The sequence below is a fragment of the Nocardioides sp. WJ219 genome (assembly GCF_058559815.1).
On sequence record NZ_JBZUJV010000001.1, the window covers coordinates 240,251 to 254,617 of the forward strand.

General features: G+C 73.4%; 15 protein-coding genes. 10 read left to right on the plus strand and 5 right to left on the minus strand.

Annotation, left to right across the window (positions count from 1 at the left end):
- The first annotated feature begins 26 nt into the window (after positions 1 to 26).
- The gene (locus AC4MBH_RS01155; protein WP_491792492.1) at positions 27 to 1,433 is read left to right on the plus strand and encodes a cytochrome P450; all 1,407 of its coding nucleotides are present in this window, start codon (positions 27 to 29) and stop codon (positions 1,431 to 1,433) included.
- A 23-nt stretch (positions 1,434 to 1,456) separates the two neighbouring features.
- Here the strand turns inward: AC4MBH_RS01155 and AC4MBH_RS01160 are convergent, their stop codons facing one another.
- A complete protein-coding gene (locus AC4MBH_RS01160) occupies positions 1,457 to 2,044 on the minus strand; it encodes a TIGR03086 family metal-binding protein (RefSeq protein WP_491792493.1) in 588 nt (195 codons plus the stop codon).
- Between the two features lie 37 nt (positions 2,045 to 2,081).
- Positions 2,082 to 2,564, minus strand: coding sequence for an anthrone oxygenase family protein (locus AC4MBH_RS01165; protein WP_491792494.1), 483 nt, complete (start codon positions 2,562 to 2,564; stop codon positions 2,082 to 2,084).
- Positions 2,565 to 2,645: 81 nt separating this feature from the next.
- Between AC4MBH_RS01165 and AC4MBH_RS01170 the strand changes: the two genes are divergently transcribed.
- Positions 2,646 to 3,656 carry an AraC family transcriptional regulator gene (locus tag AC4MBH_RS01170; RefSeq protein WP_491792495.1) on the plus strand — a complete coding sequence of 337 codons (1,011 nt, stop codon included), beginning with the start codon at positions 2,646 to 2,648 and terminating at the stop codon, positions 3,654 to 3,656.
- Here the strand turns inward: AC4MBH_RS01170 and AC4MBH_RS01175 are convergent.
- The 3 genes from AC4MBH_RS01175 to AC4MBH_RS01185 form a co-directional block, all read right to left on the minus strand.
- Positions 3,538 to 4,032 (minus strand): hypothetical protein, encoded by a 495-nt coding sequence (locus tag AC4MBH_RS01175; RefSeq protein ID WP_491792496.1) that lies wholly within the window; start codon positions 4,030 to 4,032, stop codon positions 3,538 to 3,540. The two genes, AC4MBH_RS01170 and AC4MBH_RS01175, sit on opposite strands and share 119 nt — an antisense overlap.
- Before the next feature lie 68 nt (positions 4,033 to 4,100).
- Positions 4,101 to 5,231: a glycerate kinase gene (locus AC4MBH_RS01180; RefSeq protein ID WP_491792497.1), complete on the minus strand. Its 1,131-nt coding sequence runs from the start codon at positions 5,229 to 5,231 to the stop codon at positions 4,101 to 4,103.
- Positions 5,228 to 6,271 (minus strand): LacI family DNA-binding transcriptional regulator, encoded by a 1,044-nt coding sequence (locus tag AC4MBH_RS01185; RefSeq protein WP_491792498.1) that lies wholly within the window; start codon positions 6,269 to 6,271, stop codon positions 5,228 to 5,230. The genes AC4MBH_RS01180 and AC4MBH_RS01185 overlap by 4 nt, the downstream gene beginning before the upstream one ends.
- Before the next feature lie 143 nt (positions 6,272 to 6,414).
- Between AC4MBH_RS01185 and AC4MBH_RS01190 the strand changes: the two genes are divergently transcribed.
- The 8 genes from AC4MBH_RS01190 to AC4MBH_RS01225 are packed head-to-tail and all read left to right on the plus strand — an operon-like array spanning position 6,415 to position 14,332.
- Positions 6,415 to 7,656: an amino acid ABC transporter substrate-binding protein gene (locus AC4MBH_RS01190; protein WP_491792499.1), complete on the plus strand. Its 1,242-nt coding sequence runs from the start codon at positions 6,415 to 6,417 to the stop codon at positions 7,654 to 7,656.
- 7 nt (positions 7,657 to 7,663) lie between these two features.
- The gene (locus AC4MBH_RS01195; protein WP_491792500.1) at positions 7,664 to 8,548 is read left to right on the plus strand and encodes a branched-chain amino acid ABC transporter permease; all 885 of its coding nucleotides are present in this window, start codon (positions 7,664 to 7,666) and stop codon (positions 8,546 to 8,548) included.
- A gap of 49 nt (positions 8,549 to 8,597) precedes the next feature.
- Positions 8,598 to 9,659, plus strand: a complete 1,062-nt coding sequence (locus AC4MBH_RS01200) for a branched-chain amino acid ABC transporter permease (RefSeq protein ID WP_491792501.1) — start codon at positions 8,598 to 8,600, stop codon at positions 9,657 to 9,659.
- A complete protein-coding gene (locus AC4MBH_RS01205) occupies positions 9,656 to 10,390 on the plus strand; it encodes an ABC transporter ATP-binding protein (protein ID WP_491792502.1) in 735 nt (244 codons plus the stop codon). The genes AC4MBH_RS01200 and AC4MBH_RS01205 overlap by 4 nt, the downstream gene beginning before the upstream one ends.
- On the plus strand, positions 10,380 to 11,138 hold the full coding sequence (locus AC4MBH_RS01210; protein WP_491792503.1) for an ABC transporter ATP-binding protein: 759 nt from the start codon (positions 10,380 to 10,382) through the stop codon (positions 11,136 to 11,138). Before AC4MBH_RS01205 ends, AC4MBH_RS01210 begins: the two co-directional genes overlap by 11 nt.
- Positions 11,139 to 11,181: 43 nt before the next feature.
- The gene (locus AC4MBH_RS01215) at positions 11,182 to 12,342 is read left to right on the plus strand and encodes a Gfo/Idh/MocA family protein (RefSeq protein WP_491792504.1); all 1,161 of its coding nucleotides are present in this window, start codon (positions 11,182 to 11,184) and stop codon (positions 12,340 to 12,342) included.
- Entirely contained in the window at positions 12,336 to 13,493 is a 1,158-nt protein-coding gene (locus AC4MBH_RS01220) for a dihydrodipicolinate synthase family protein (RefSeq protein ID WP_491792505.1), read from the plus strand. The genes AC4MBH_RS01215 and AC4MBH_RS01220 overlap by 7 nt, the downstream gene beginning before the upstream one ends.
- On the plus strand, positions 13,490 to 14,332 hold the full coding sequence (locus AC4MBH_RS01225; RefSeq protein ID WP_491792506.1) for a sugar phosphate isomerase/epimerase family protein: 843 nt from the start codon (positions 13,490 to 13,492) through the stop codon (positions 14,330 to 14,332). The genes AC4MBH_RS01220 and AC4MBH_RS01225 overlap by 4 nt, the downstream gene beginning before the upstream one ends.
- Positions 14,333 to 14,367: the final 35 nt, after the last annotated feature.

Genomic DNA, 14,367 nt, shown 5'->3' on the forward strand with positions numbered 1-14,367 from the left:
CGCTGCACGAAACGTAGGGTGGGGGCGTGTCCGCGCTCGACGACGTCGCCGCCCTGACCCGCCAGCGGTTCCGGCAGACGAACCCGGTCGGGGGCAGCACGCCGTCCCCTCCGCGCGACGCCGACCTGCCGCCCGGCCCGCGGTGGCCGGCCCTGGTGCAGACGGTCGCGCTGGTGCGGTTCCGGCACTGGTTCCACCCCTACCTGCACCGCACCTACGGCGACACCTTCACCGTCCGGCTCATCCCCGGAGGACGCCCGCTGGTGCTGGTGACGCGACCCGAGCACACCAAGGAGGTCTTCGCCGGGGACCCCGAGGTCTTCCACGCCGGCAAGGGCAACTCGATCCTCGGGCCCGTGATGGGCCTGCACTCCCTGCTCCTGCAGGACGGCGCCGAGCACAAGCGCGCCCGCAAGCTGATCATGCCGGCGTTCAACGGCCAGGCGCTCAAGGGCTACGCCGACCTCGTCAGCGACCTCGCCCGCGACGAGGTCGCGCACTGGCCCGACGGCGCGACGTTCCGCTCGCTCGACCGGATGAACGCGCTGACCCTCGAGGTGATCCTGCGGGTCGTCTTCGGCGTCAGTGACGAGGAGCGGCTGCGGCAGCTGCGGCCCCGCGTCAACGCCACCGTCGACATCTCACCGATCGTGCTGCTCGGCTGGGGCTACCCGCGGCTGCAGCGGTACGGCACGTGGAAGCGCACCGTCGACAACCAGTACGAGCTCGACCGGCTGATGTACGCCGAGATCCGCGAGCGCCGCGAGGCCCCCGACCTCGCCGAGCGCACCGACGTCCTCTCGCGGCTGGTCCGGGTCGGCACCGAGCCGGACGACGCGGGGTCGGCGGACAGCGACGACCGGCTCAGCGACACCGAGCTGCGCGACCAGCTCGTCACCCTCCTGCTCGCCGGTCACGAGACCACCGCCACCGCCCTGGCGTGGGCCCTCCACGAGCTCGGCCGGCACCCCGACCTGCACGCCCGCACCGTGCAGGCGGTCCGCGACGGCGACGACGCCTGGCTCGACGCGGTGATGAAGGAGTCGATGCGGCTCCACCCCGTCATCCCGATGGTGGTGCGCACGCTGATGGAGCCGGCCACCGTCGCCGGCCGCGACCTCCCGGCCGGCGTCACCGTCGGGCCCTCGATCATCGTCACCCACGGGCGCGACGACCACCACGCCGACGCCGACGCGTTCCGCCCCGAGCGCTTCCTCGGGCAGAACCCGCCCACCAACACCTGGATCCCCTTCGGCGGCGGCGTCCGCCGCTGCATCGGCGCCGGCTTCGCGCAGATGGAGGGCGTCGCGGTGCTCCGCGAGGTCTTCGCCGCCCACGACGTCACCACCGTCGGCGATGACGAGCCGCGGGTCCGCAACATCACCTCCGTCCCTCGCCTCGGGGCCCGGGTCCGGGTGACGCGCCGGGCCTGACGGGCGGCCCGACGACGGCGGGACTATCCCGCGGCCGGCGAACCCCACGACGGGTCGCGGCCGATGAACCCCATCAGGCGGGTGACGGGGTCGGCGTCGGCCGGGACCTCGACGCGCGGGCCGTACTGGCCACTGGAGCGGAGCAGGTCCTCGATCGGCTCCATGCCGGCGAGCAGCTCGGACGCGAGCTCGGGGTCGAGGTCGGCGGGCTGGCCGGTGGCGCGGGCGAGGTCCCAGGTGTGCATGAAGACGTCGGCCGTGTAGAACTGCGAGACCGCCCGGGGCACCGGCACGTCGCCGAGGTGCGGGTTGCTGAGCACCCGGTCGGCGGTGGCGGGGTCGTCGAGCAGGGCCTGGACGCCGTCGGCGTGCACCCGCCACGCCGCGACCGGGTCGACGTCGACCGACGGCCCGGCCGGCAGGGTGATCCCGGCGCCCGACTCGAGGAACGCGGGGAACCACTCGACCAGGTGCCGGACGACGTCGCGGGCGGTCCAGCCCTCGACCGGTGCCGGGGCGTCCCAGGTCCCGGGGCTGGCGCCGTCGACGCGGGCGGTGAAGCCGCCCGCGATCTCGCGGTGGAAGGTGGCGGGGTCGACGTCGCTGCGCATGCCACTCAGACTGCCAGCACCCGGCCGACTCATCGGGTCACCGGGAGAGGGCGACCCCGAGGCAGGCGAGGGAGGCGGTCGAGGTGACCGCGCGGACGACGTTCCACCGCACCCACGGGCCCTCGAAGGCGTCGCGGGCGGCGGTGAGCGTGGCCCTGCCGGCGGCGGGGTCGACCGCGGCGAGGGCGTCGTTGAGCGGGATGTTGCGCGCCACGGTCGTCACCACCGTCGAGGCGGCGAGCACCAGGGCGGCGACGGCCCACGGGCGGGCCGAGCCCGTCGCCCCGGCCACGGCGAGGCCCGCGAGCAGCGGTGCGCCGACGAAGGTGGCCAGGAAGACCGGGTTGACGATGGCGACGTTCATCTCCTGCATCGCGTGCACGAACACCCGGTCGTCGGCGCGGGCCAGGCCGGGCATCACGCCGCTGGCCCAGGTGAAGTAGGTGCCGGCCTGCAGACCGCCGGCGACCAGCGCGCCGAGGAGGAGGGGAGTCCGGAAGGGTTCGAGTGCGTCGATCATGGCACCCACTCCACCCCGGAACGACGAGACGATCCATGGCGCATGGTCGCGCGCGCATGCGTCAGCGTCTACCGTGGTCGGGTGGACGACCTCGCCGCCCTGCTCGACGGACCCCGCGCACGCGGCGCCTTCCTGCTGCGCTGCCTGCTCGACCCGCCCTGGTCGGTCGCCCTGCGCGACGACGCGCCGCTGTCGGTCACCGCGGTGGTGCGCGGCCACGCCTGGCTGCTGCCGGCCGACGCCGAGCCGGTCCGCCTCGGGCCGGGCGACCTCGCGGTCCTGCGCGGCGCGCCCGGCACGCCGTACGCCGTGATCGCCGACGACCCGGCCACGCCGGTCCAGGTGGAGATCCACCCCGGCCAGGTGTGCCGCGCCCCCGACGGCCGCGAGCTGCACGAGGAGATGCACCAGGGCGTGCGCAGCTGGGGCAACGCCGCCGTCGGCGAGACCGTGCTGCTCACCGGGGCGTACGCCGTCGACGGCGAGGTCGGCGGTCGCCTGCTGCGGGCGCTCCCCGTGGTGGTGGTGGTGCGCGCGGCCGAGCTCGAGGGACCCCTGGTCGACCTGCTCGCGGTCGAGATGGTGCGCGAGGCGCCGGGCCAGCAGGCGGTCCTCGACCGGCTGCTCGACCTGCTGCTGATCGCGGTGCTGCGGGCGTGGTTCGACCGCCCAGGTGCGGTGCCGCCCGGGTGGTGGTCGGCGCAGGCCGACCCGGTCGTCGGCCCGGCGCTGCGGCTGATGCAGCAGCACCCCGAGCACCCGTGGACCGTGGCCGGGCTGGCGACGACGACGGGCGTCTCGCGGGCGGCCTTCGCCCGCCGCTTCCACGAGCAGGTGGGTCAGCCGCCGATGGCGTTCCTCACCGAGTGGCGTCTCGAGCTCGCCGCCGACCTGCTCCTCGAGCCGTCGGCGACGGTCGCCTCGGTGGCGCGACGGGTGGGCTACGGTTCGCCGTTCGCCCTGAGTGCGGCCTTCACGCGCCGGCGAGGCGAGTCGCCGCGGGAGTGGCGAGCTCGACGCTCGCCGCCACCGCCTCGAACAGGTCGCAGTAGTCGGGGTAGTCGACCCGCGCAGCCGAGCACGTCAGGGTGACGCCCCACGGGGTCGCTCCGCCGACGACCCAGGCCCACTGGTCGCAGAGCACGTCGGCCGTGCCGACCCGGTGGGCGAACCGGTGGTAGCGCACCTCCGGGCCGCCGGGGCCGCCGTGGTCGTAGGTGTCGTCGTCCTCGAGCGCGAAGTCGTGGAGCAGCCCGCCGAGCTCGGCCAGCGCCCGCCGCCGCCATGCCGCCGCGTCGCCGTCGTCCTCGTCGAGGGCCACGGTGCGCATCGTGAGCTCGGGCCGGACGCCGCTGGCCGGCAGCGACGGTGCCCGGGCGGCGACGACGACACCGAGGTGCGGGCGCGAGCGGCGCCGCCAGGTCGAGGGGACGGACAGGGTCAGGTGGCCGTGGGTGATGGTGGTCATGCACCAGCCCTGCTCGGCGGCGCCCTGGGGACAAACCGGTCGCCCTCGGCCTGTGGACGACCGCCGGCTCACCGGCGTCGCGCAGGCCGGCGGGTGCCCCAGCCGGCCACCTCCGCGCCGACGTCGGCCAGCAGCCGCGCCGCGTCGGAGAGGCAGACCGCGACGGGCTCGAGGTCGGTGAGGGCCCACGCCCGGGCGAACCCCGCTCGCCGGACCTCGGCGGGGGACAGGGACGTGCGACCGCAGACCGCCACCACCGGGACCCCGGCAGCGCCGGCACGGCGGGCGACCCCGAGCGGTGCCTTGCCGTGCAGGCTCTGGGCGTCGAGCGACCCCTCGCCGGTGACGACCAGGGCGGCCCCGTCGACGGCGTCGTCGAAGCCGACCAGTTCGAGCACCACCTCGATGCCCGACCGGCGCTGCGCACCGAGCAGCGCGAGGGCGGCGAGACCCGCACCCCCGGCGGCACCCGCGCCCGGGGCGTCGCGCAGGTCGGCGCCGGTCGTGTCGGCGACCAGGTCGGCCCAGCGGGTCAGCGAGCCCTCGAGCAGCGTCACGTCGGCGGCCGACGCGCCCTTCTGGGGGGCGTAGACCGCGGCCGCCCCGGAGGGTCCGAGCAGCGGGTTGTCGACGTCGGAGGCCAGGGTGACCCGCACCCCCTCGAGCAGGGTGCGCACCGCGGCCAGGTCGACGGACGCCGCCGTCGCCAGGCCCCGCGCGTCGGGAGGGACCACGGCTCCCCGGTCGTCGCGCACGGTGGCGCCGAGCCCGACCACCAGGCCGAGCCCGCCGTCGGTCGAGGCGCTGCCGCCGAGACCCAGCACCACCTCGCGGCACCCGTCGGCGACGGCGGCGGCCAGCACCTCCCCGGTCCCCACGGTGGAGGCGGTCAGGGGAGCGGGTCCGGACCCGAGCCGTGCCAGCCCGGAGGCGTCCGCCAGCTCGACCACCGCGAGGTCGCCGCGCCGCGCGTAGGCGGTGGCGACGCGCTCGCCGGTCGGTCCGGTCACCTCGACGGGGACCAGGTCGAAGCCGGCCGCGGCGCAGGCGACCAGGGTGCCGTCGCCGCCGTCGGCGACCGGCACCCGGGTCGTGCTGAGGTCGGGTCGACCGCGGTGGAGGCCGCGGTCGAGGGCGTCGGCCACCTCGGCGGCTGTCAGCGAGCCCTTGAACTTGTCGCTGGCGAGCACGACCCTCATGCGGGTCGCGCCGCAGGAGCCGGTCCGGTCGACCCGCGCCGGACCAGCGTGGCCGGCATCCGCTGGCGGCGTACGCGCTGTCCCGGCTCCTTCAGGGCCAGCTGCAGCGCCTTGGCGCCCATCTCGGCCATCGGCAGGGCGATCGTGGTCAGGCCGGGTGCGAGGTACTCCGCGACGGCCACGTCGTCGAACCCGGTCACCGACATCGCGCTCGGCACCGGGACGCCGGCGTGGCGCGCCTCGGCGAGGATGCCGATCGCCATGTCGTCGTTGAGCGCCACCACGGCGGTGGTGCGGGGGTGGTCGTCGAGGACGCGCCGCATGCAGGCGCGTCCCCCGTGCCGGGTGAACTCGTCCTCGAGCACCGGCACGGCGTCGCGCGGCACGCCCGCGGCGTCGAGCGCGTCGTGGATGCCGGCGATCCGGTCGGCCACGGTGGTGAGGGTGCGGGAGCCGGCGACGACGCAGATCCGACGGTGCCCCAGCCCCAGCACGTGCTCGGCGATCAGCCGTCCCCCGTCGCGGTTGTCGGGCATCACCGCGTCGGCCCGGAGGTGGTGGCGACCGATGAGGGCGACCCGTCCGCCGGCCTGCGCGTACTGCTCCAGCTCGAGCCGCACGGGCGCCTCGACGTCGGGGTCGACGAAGCCCGAGCCGGCGACCAGGATCGCCCCGACCCGGTTGGCGACGAGTCCGCGGACCTGCTCGAGCTCGGTGCGCACGTCGCGACCGGTGTGGCAGATCTGGACCGTGAGGCCCTCCTCGGTCGCGACCTGCAGGACGCCGCTGGCGATCTCGGAGAAGTAGGGGTCGCCGATCTCGTGGACCACCAGGCCGATGCTGCGGGAGGTGCCGCCCGCCAGGGACCGGGCGTGCATGTTGGTCACGTAGCCCAGCTCGGCGGCGGCCTCGCGCACCCGGTCGGCGACCCGCGGGCTGACGCCGTTGGTGCCGGCCAGGGCACGCGACGCCGTGGCGATGGAGACCCCCGCGGTGTTGGCCACGTCGATGAGGCGGGGACGGGTGCCCGGCTGTCCCATGACGACTCCTGTCGGTCACGACCGGCGGAAAGTGACCCTTGCCACAGCCGATCCACTGTGTGTAGCGTCACTGTAACCGCTTACGTAAGCGCTTACAAATGTCTCGTCGCATCCGGTTCCACGGCACAGTGAAGGACTTCCCGATGACTGCATCCGCAACGCCGCGCCCCTCCCGGCGCGCGCTCGCCACCCTCGCCGGCCTGGTGCTGCTCACCCCGCTCGGCGCCTGCGGGCTCAGCTCCGACAACGGTTCGGAGGGCTCCGAGGACGAGATCGTCATCGGCATCTCCCTGCCGCTCACCGGCGACTTCAGCGAGCCGGGCAAGGGGGTGCAGCGCGGCTACGAGGCCTGGGCCTCCCACGTCAACGAGACCGGCGGCCTGCTCGGCAAGCAGGTCCGGCTCGAGATCCTCGACGACCAGTCCAGCGCCGACCGCGTCGCGTCCGACTACGAGAAGCTCATCAACCAGGACAAGGTCGACCTGGTCTTCGGTCCATTCTCGACGCGGCTCGTGGTCCCCGCCGCCCAGGTGGCCAAGGACTACGGCTTCCTCTTCGTCGAGCCGGCCGGCGCGGCCGACGAGGTCTTCGAGCAGGGCTTCGACAACCTCTTCTACGCCGCGCCCGCCGTGGCCGACGACCACTACAACCTGCTCGCCGACAAGATCCTCGCGATGCCCGAGGACCAGCGGCCCAAGACCGCGGCGTACGCCTCGATGGACGACCCCTTCGCGCAGGGCACGGCGTACGGGCTGAAGGAGAAGCTGGAGGCCGGCGGCGTGCGCACGGTGGCCGACGAGGTCTACCCGCCCAACACCACCGACTTCAGCAGCATCGCGGCCCAGGTCGCCGACTCCGACGCCGACCTCGTCGTGGGGGGCACCCAGTACCAGGACGCCGTCAACCTCATCGTCGCCCTGCAGCAGCTGGACTTCCAGCCGAAGATGGCGGCGTTCTCCACGGCGCCGACCAACCCGGAGTTCCCGGCGGCCATCGGCGACAAGACCGAGGGGATCCTGTCGCCGACCGGCTACACGCCCGACGCGACCTACCCCGAGAACCAGGAGTTCGTCGAGTACTACACCGAGCTCCACGGCAACCCGCCGGCCGAGGACGAGGCCAACGCCTGGACCACCGGCGAGGTCGTGGCCGCGGCGGTCGAGGACGCCGAGTGCGCCGACCCCTCGGCGGAGTGCCAGCAGAAGCTGATCGACTTCCTGCGCGACGCGACCGTCGACACCGTCGTCGGCCCGCTCAGCTGGGACGAGGAGGGCCGCCCCGAGAGCGCGCACCTGATCCAGCAGTACGTCGACGGCAAGATCCGCATCGTCCTGCCCGAGGACCAGGCCGAGGCCGAGTTCATCCCCGCCAAGCCGGCCTGGTGACGCGCGGATGTCCGGTCCGCTCCTGCTCCAGAGCCTGATCCTCGGGATCCTGCTCGGAGGCCTCTACGCCCTGCTCGCCGCAGGCCTGACGCTGTACTTCGGCGTCATGCGCGTGGTGATGATCGCCCACTCGGCGTTCCTCATCCTCGCCGCCTACCTCGCCTGGTGGTTCAACCGCGAGACCGGCATCGACCCGCTGCTGACCCTGGTGGTCACCGTGCCGCTGTTCTTCGTCGTCGGCGTCGGCATGCAGCGGTTGCTGCTGGCGCGGTTGCGACCGGCGACGCTGACGATGATGTCGGTGCTGCTGACCTTTGCGATCGCGCTGACGATCGAGGGCGCGCTCGGCTACGTGTTCAGCGGCACCCAGCGACGCATCCAGCTCGGGTACTCCTCCTCGAGCGTCGAGTTCCTCGGCGCCCAGATCGCCGTGGTCAAGATGGTCTCGTTCGGGCTGGCCGCGGTCTCGCTGCTCGCCCTGTTCCTGCTGATGACCCGCACCCGGTTCGGCCAGGCGCTGCGCGCCACCATCCAGCACCCGGAGGCCGCGCAGCTGCTCGGCATCAAGACCGACCGGGTGGCCGGCCTCGGCTTCGGGCTCGGCCTGGCGACCGCGGCGGTCGGCGGGACGGCGCTCGCGCTCGACTCCACCATCTACCCGTCGCTGCACTGGAACTGGATCGGCCCGCTGATGGCGATCATCGTGATCGGCGGCCTCGGCAGCATCCCGGGCGCCGCGATCGCCGCGATGATCCTCGGCGTCTCCCAGGCCCTGCTGCAGATCCCGCTCGGCACCACCTGGGCCCAGACGGTCTTCTACGTCGCCCTGTTCGCCACGTTGATGGTCCGCCCCCAAGGATTCTTCGGAGGTCGTCTTGCCCAGCGCTTCTAGCCCACCCGCCACCACGCGGGCGGCGCGCACGACCGGCTTCGACCGGGGGGTGACCGGCCTGCGCGTCGTGGCCCTCGCCGTCGTCGCGGTGCTCGTCGTCGCCTTCCCCTCGATGGCGCCGGACGCGTTCATCCTCTCGGTCGGCGTCACCATCGCCAGCTACGCCGCCTTCGCGGTCGGCTGGAACTTCATGGGCGGCTTCACCGGCTACATCTCCCTCGGCCACGCCGCCTACACCGGCCTGGGTGGCTACGCCACCGCGCTGCTGGTGATCGAGCTCGGGTTCAACCCCTGGGTGGCGCTGCTCGCCAGCGCGCTGCTCGTCGCGGTGCTGGCCGTGCCGATCGGCATCGCGTCGCTGCGGGTGCGCGGGGCGTCGTTCGTCATCGTCTCGATCGCCGTGGTGCTCATCCTGCTGCTCGTCTCCCAGAGCTGGGCCGGTCTCACCGGTGGGTCCAACGGGCTGCGGGTGCCGCGCCCGTTCGGCGAGGACGTGCTGCGACCCGAGCAGCACGAGCGGTTCTTCTACCTCAACGTCGGGCTGGTCGTGGTGGCCCTGCTGGTGTGGTGGGCGATCGACCGCTCCCGCTTCGGCACCGGCCTCAAGGCCATCCGCGAGGACGAGGACAAGGCCCAGGCCCTCGGCGTGCCGACCTTCGCCTACAAGCTCGTCGTCTTCGTCGTCTCGGCGTTCTTCACCGCGCTGGCCGGTGGCCTCTACGCCCTGTGGTTCGGCTACCTCGACCCGATCTTCCAGTTCTCGATCCTGATCGGCTCCTACATGGTGCTGATGTCGCTGCTCGGCGGCATCCGCAGCCTGTTCGGGCCGGTGCTCGGCGCCGTCGTCGTCGGCTACGCGCTGGAGTTCTTCAAGGCCCAGTACGGCGACACGCAGTTCCACCTCGTCGCCCTCGGGCTGATGCTCGCGCTGGTGGTGCTGTTCATGCCCGACGGCATCCTGCCGGCGCTGGGCAGCCTCGTCGACCGGCTCCGCCCCGGAGGCGGCGGCACGTCCATCCGCGAGGAGACGGCCGCCGAGCTGCTCGAGCGCAACCGCGCCATCGAGGCCGAGCGCACCTCCGCACCCCAGAAGGACGAGGTCGTCCGATGAGCACCTCCCTTGAGACCCGGGGCCTGACCAAGTCGTTCGGCGGCGTGCACGCCGTCAACGACGCGACGGTCAGCTTCCAGCACGGCAAGATCAACGCCCTGATCGGCCCCAACGGGTCCGGCAAGACGACGTTCTTCAACTGCGTGACCGGGATGATCAAGCCCGACGCGGGCCGGATCACCTACCAGGGCACCGACATCACCGGTCGGGCCCCGCACCGCATCGCCGGCGCCGGGATCGGGCGCAGCTTCCAGCTGTGCCGGATCTTCCCGCGGATGACGGTCCTCGACAACATGCTCGTCGGCGTCCGGCCGGCCGGGCTGGTGCACCGCCTGAGAGGCGCCCAGAACGCCGACGACATCGGCCGCGCCCGCGAGCTCCTGCGCCGGGTCGGCATCGACCACCTCGAGCGGTCCGAGGCCCGCGACATCTCCTACGGCCAGCAGAAGCTGCTCGAGCTCGCCGGGGTGCTGATGACCGACCCCGAGACGATCATGCTCGACGAGCCGGCCGGCGGCGTGAACCCCGCGCTCATCGGGCGCATCTCCACCCTCGTGCGCGAGCTCAACGCCGAGGGCCGCACGTTCGTCATCGTCGAGCACAACATGGACATGGTGATGAACCTGTCCGACCACGTCGTCGTCTTCGACCGTGGCCGGCCCATCGCCGAGGGTCCGCCGTCCGAGGTCCAGCAGGACCGCCGAGTCCTGGAGGCCTACCTTGGCGTCTGAAGCCGCCCCCGAGTACCTGCTCGAGCTCAACGACATCGAGGCCGGCTACGGCCGGGCAGCCCTCGTGCTGCGGGGCCTGACCGTCAAGGTCCCGCCGTCGAGCATCGTGTGCCTCGTCGGCCCCAACGGCGCCGGCAAGTCCACCGTCCTGAAGGTCGCCAGCGGGATGCTCACTCCCCGCTCCGGCTCGATCCGCGTCGCCGGGCGCGACGTCACCCGCGACGGACCCCAGGACATGCTCCGCAACGGGCTGTCCCACGTCCTCCAGGGCCACTCGGTCTTCAAGGAGATGTCGGTCGCCGAGAACGTCCGGCTCGGCGCCTACACGGTCCGGGACAAGGACGTCATCGCCGAGCGCATCGACTTCGTGCAGACCCTGTTCCCCGTCGTCAAGGAGCGCTGGACGGCGCTGGCCGGGGCGCTCTCGGGCGGACAGCAGAAGCAGGTCGAGTTCGCCCGCTCGCTGATGGTCAGCCCCAAGGTCGTCCTCCTCGACGAGCCCAGCATGGGCCTGGACCCCAAGACCACCAGCAAGGTCTTCGAGCAGGTCGTGCGGATGCGCGACGCCGGCATCGCCGTGCTCCTCGTCGAGCAGAACGCCCGGCGGGCGCTCGAGACGGCCGACATCGGCTGCGTGCTCGACCTCGGCCGCGTGCACCTCACCGGCCCGGCGCCCGAGCTGCTGGCCGACCCGCAGCTGGCCGAGCTCTACCTCGGCGGTCGCCCGGCCGGTGCGCCGGCGCCCTGACCGCCCACCCCCTCCTCCCCCCGACCTCGGAAAGCAGGCATCCATGGCCACCCGCACCCAGCGCATCATCATGAACGGCGTCACCGGACGCATGGGCTACCGCCAGCACCTCGTGCGCTCGATCCTGGCGATCCGCGACGAGGGCGGCCTCGAGCTGCCCAACGGCGACCGGCTGCAGGTCGAGCCCGTGCTCGTCGGCCGCAACCGCGACAAGCTCGCCGAGCTCGCCGGGCGCCACGGCGTCACCGACTTCACCACCGACCTCGACGAGGCGCTGTCGGAGGGCCCGACCGACGGTCACGCCCCGATCTACTTCGACGCGCAGGTCACCTCCGAGCGCAAGAAGTCCATCCTCAAGGCGCTCGCGGCCGGGATGCACGTCTACACCGAGAAGCCGCTGGCCGAGACGGTCGAGGAGGGGCTCGAGGTCGCCAGTGCCGGGGCCGCCGCCGGCACCGTCAACGGCGTCGTGCACGACAAGATCTTCCTGCCGGGCCTGGTGAAGCTGAAGCGGCTCGTCGACAGCGGCTTCTTCGGCCGCGTCCTCTCGGTGCGGGGCGAGTTCGGCTACTGGGTCTTCGAGGGCGACCTGCAGCCCGCGCAACGGCCGAGCTGGAACTACCGCGCCGCCGACGGCGGCGGGATGGTCCTCGACATGTTCTGCCACTGGAACTACGTCTTCGAGCACCTCTTCGGCCGGGTGGACTCGGTGATCGCCAAGGCGGTCACCCACATCCCCGAGCGCTGGGACGAGCAGGGCCGGCCGTACGCCGCCACCGCCGACGACGCGGCGTACGCCATCTTCGAGATCGGCGACACGATCGTGCAGATGAACTCGTCCTGGGCCGTGCGGGTCGAGCGCAAGGAGCTCGTCGAGTTCCAGGTCGACGGCACCCACGGCTCCGCCGTCGCCGGACTCTTCGGCTGCCGCGTGCAGCCGCGGGTGCGCACCCCCAAGCCCGTGTGGAACCCCGACATCCCCACCGACCAGGACTTCCGGGCGCAGTGGGACGAGGTGCCCGACAACCAGGAGTTCTCCAACGGGTTCCGCGCGCAGTGGGAGCAGTACCTGCGCGACGTCGACGCCGGCCGCCCGCACCCCTACGACCTGATGTCGGCGGTGCGCGGCCTCGAGCTGGTCGAGGCCGGCCTGACCTCCTCGGCGGAGGGCCGCCGCGTGACGCTGGAGACCCGCACGTGGTGAGCCTGGACCTGCCGGCGCCCGACGGTGGGTGGCGCACCCTCGAGCTCGGCCCGCCGGGGGAGTGGGCCGACCACCCCGACCGCTTCCGCACCCGGACGGCGTTCGCCGCCGCCCACGTCGCGGCCGACCCCCGCGGCGACAACGTGCCGGGCGCACCCGCGGCCGTCGACTGGGACGCCACGCTGGCCTTCCGCCGTGAGCTGTTCCGCTACGGCTTCGGGGTGGCCGAGGCCATGGACACCGCCCAGCGCGGCATGGGTCTCGACTGGGCCGCCACCCAGGAGCTCGTGCGGCGCAGCGCCGACCAGGCGCGCGGGCTGGGCGCCCTGATCGCCTCCGGGGCCGGCACCGACCACCGCCCCGAGGCAGCCTCGGTGGAGGAGGTGCTCGACGCCTACACCGAGCAGGTCGCGTTCGTGGAGTCGACCGGCTCGCAGGTGATCGTGATGGCCTCGCGCCGGCTCGCGGCCGTGGCCCGCCACGCTGATGACTACCTCAAGGTCTACGGCCGGATCCTCGACCAGGTCGGCGACCCGGTGATCCTGCACTGGCTCGGCGAGGCGTTCGACCCCGCGCTCGCCGGCTACTGGGGCAGCGCCGACGTCGAGGAGGCCACGGCGACGTTCGTCGACCTGGTCACGGCCCACGCCGACCGCATCGACGGCGTCAAGGTGTCGCTGCTCTCGGCCGAGCACGAGCGCGGCCTGCGCGCCGTGCTGCCGGCCGGCGTCCGGCTCTACACCGGCGACGACTTCAACTACCCCGAGCTGATCCGCGGCGACGGCACCCACCACTCCGACGCGCTGCTCGGCGCCTTCGCCGCCATCGCCCCCGCGGCCTCGCGCGCCCTGGCCGCACTCGACGACGGCGACCTCGCGGCGTACGACGCTGCGATGGCGCCGACCCTCCCGCTCTCGCGGCACGTCTTCGAGACCCCGACGTTCCATTACAAGACCGGGATCGCCTTCCTGGCCTGGCTCAACGGCCACCAGCCCGGCTTCACCATGGTGGGCGGGCTGCAGTCGGCGCGCTCGGCGCTGCACCTCGCCCGGCTCGTCGAGCTGGCCGACGCCGCCGGCCTGCTGCGCGACCCCGACCTGGCGGCCGCCCGGATGCGTGCCTGGCTCGACGTCGCGGGCGTGCGCCGATGACCGCCGACCCCCGCCTGGCGCGCCTCTCCCTCAACCAGCGCACGACGGCCGAGTGGTCGCTGCGCGAGGCCGTCGACGGGTGCGTGCGCGCCGGCCTGCCGGCCATCGGGCTGTGGCGCGAACCGGTGGCCGAGGCCGGCCTCGAGGTCGCGGCGCGGTGGGTGCGGGAGGCCGGGCTGCGGGTCTCGTCGCTGTGCCGGGGCGGGTTCTTCACCGATCGCGACGACGTGGCCCGCAAGGCGGCCCACGAGGAGAACCTGCGCGCCCTCGACGAGTGCGTGACCCTGGGCGCGCCGGTGCTCGTGCTCGTGCCCGGCGGGCTCCCGGCCGGTGACCGCGACCTGGGCGCCGCCCGGGCCACCGCGGCCGAGTCGGTCGCCGCCCTCGTGCCCGAGGCCGCGGCCCGCGGCGTACGCCTGGGCATCGAGCCGATGCACCCGATCTTCGCCGCCGACCGCGGCGTGGTCTCCACGCTCGCCCAGGCCCTCGACATCGCCGAGCAGCACCCGGCCGACCAGGTGGGGGTCGTCGTCGACACCTTCCACCTGTGGTGGGAGCCCGACGTGCACGCCACGATCGCGCGGGCCGCCGGGCGCATCGCGTCCTACCAGGTCGCCGACTGGATCACCCCGCTGCCGCCCGACGCCCTGCTCTCGCGCGGCATGGTCGGCGACGGCCACATCGACTTCGGCGCGTTCACCGCCGCCGTCGCCGCCGCCGGCTACGACGGCGACGTCGAGGTGGAGATCTTCAACGCCGACATCTGGGCCGCCCCCGGCGACGACACCGTCGCCACCCTGAGCGCCCGCTACCTCGACCTCGTGGAGCCGCACCTGTAGCCCACGGCGTGCCACATCTCGGAAGGAACCAGGCA

Bases quoted from the DNA above. Each gene is read 5' to 3' on its own strand.
- AC4MBH_RS01160 (WP_491792493.1), bottom strand. From the start codon at position 2,044: ATGCGCAGCGACGTCGACCCCGCCACCTTCCACCGCGAGATCGCGGGC.
- AC4MBH_RS01165 (WP_491792494.1), bottom strand. From the start codon at position 2,564: ATGATCGACGCACTCGAACCCTTCCGGACTCCCCTCCTCCTCGGCGCG.
- AC4MBH_RS01175 (WP_491792496.1), bottom strand. From the start codon at position 4,032: ATGACCACCATCACCCACGGCCACCTGACCCTGTCCGTCCCCTCGACC.
- AC4MBH_RS01180 (WP_491792497.1), bottom strand. From the start codon at position 5,231: ATGAGGGTCGTGCTCGCCAGCGACAAGTTCAAGGGCTCGCTGACAGCC.
- AC4MBH_RS01185 (WP_491792498.1), bottom strand. From the start codon at position 6,271: ATGGGACAGCCGGGCACCCGTCCCCGCCTCATCGACGTGGCCAACACC.
- AC4MBH_RS01190 (WP_491792499.1), top strand. From the start codon at position 6,415: ATGACTGCATCCGCAACGCCGCGCCCCTCCCGGCGCGCGCTCGCCACC.
- AC4MBH_RS01195 (WP_491792500.1), top strand. From the start codon at position 7,664: ATGTCCGGTCCGCTCCTGCTCCAGAGCCTGATCCTCGGGATCCTGCTC.
- AC4MBH_RS01205 (WP_491792502.1), top strand. From the start codon at position 9,656: ATGAGCACCTCCCTTGAGACCCGGGGCCTGACCAAGTCGTTCGGCGGC.
- AC4MBH_RS01215 (WP_491792504.1), top strand. From the start codon at position 11,182: ATGGCCACCCGCACCCAGCGCATCATCATGAACGGCGTCACCGGACGC.
- AC4MBH_RS01225 (WP_491792506.1), top strand. From the start codon at position 13,490: ATGACCGCCGACCCCCGCCTGGCGCGCCTCTCCCTCAACCAGCGCACG.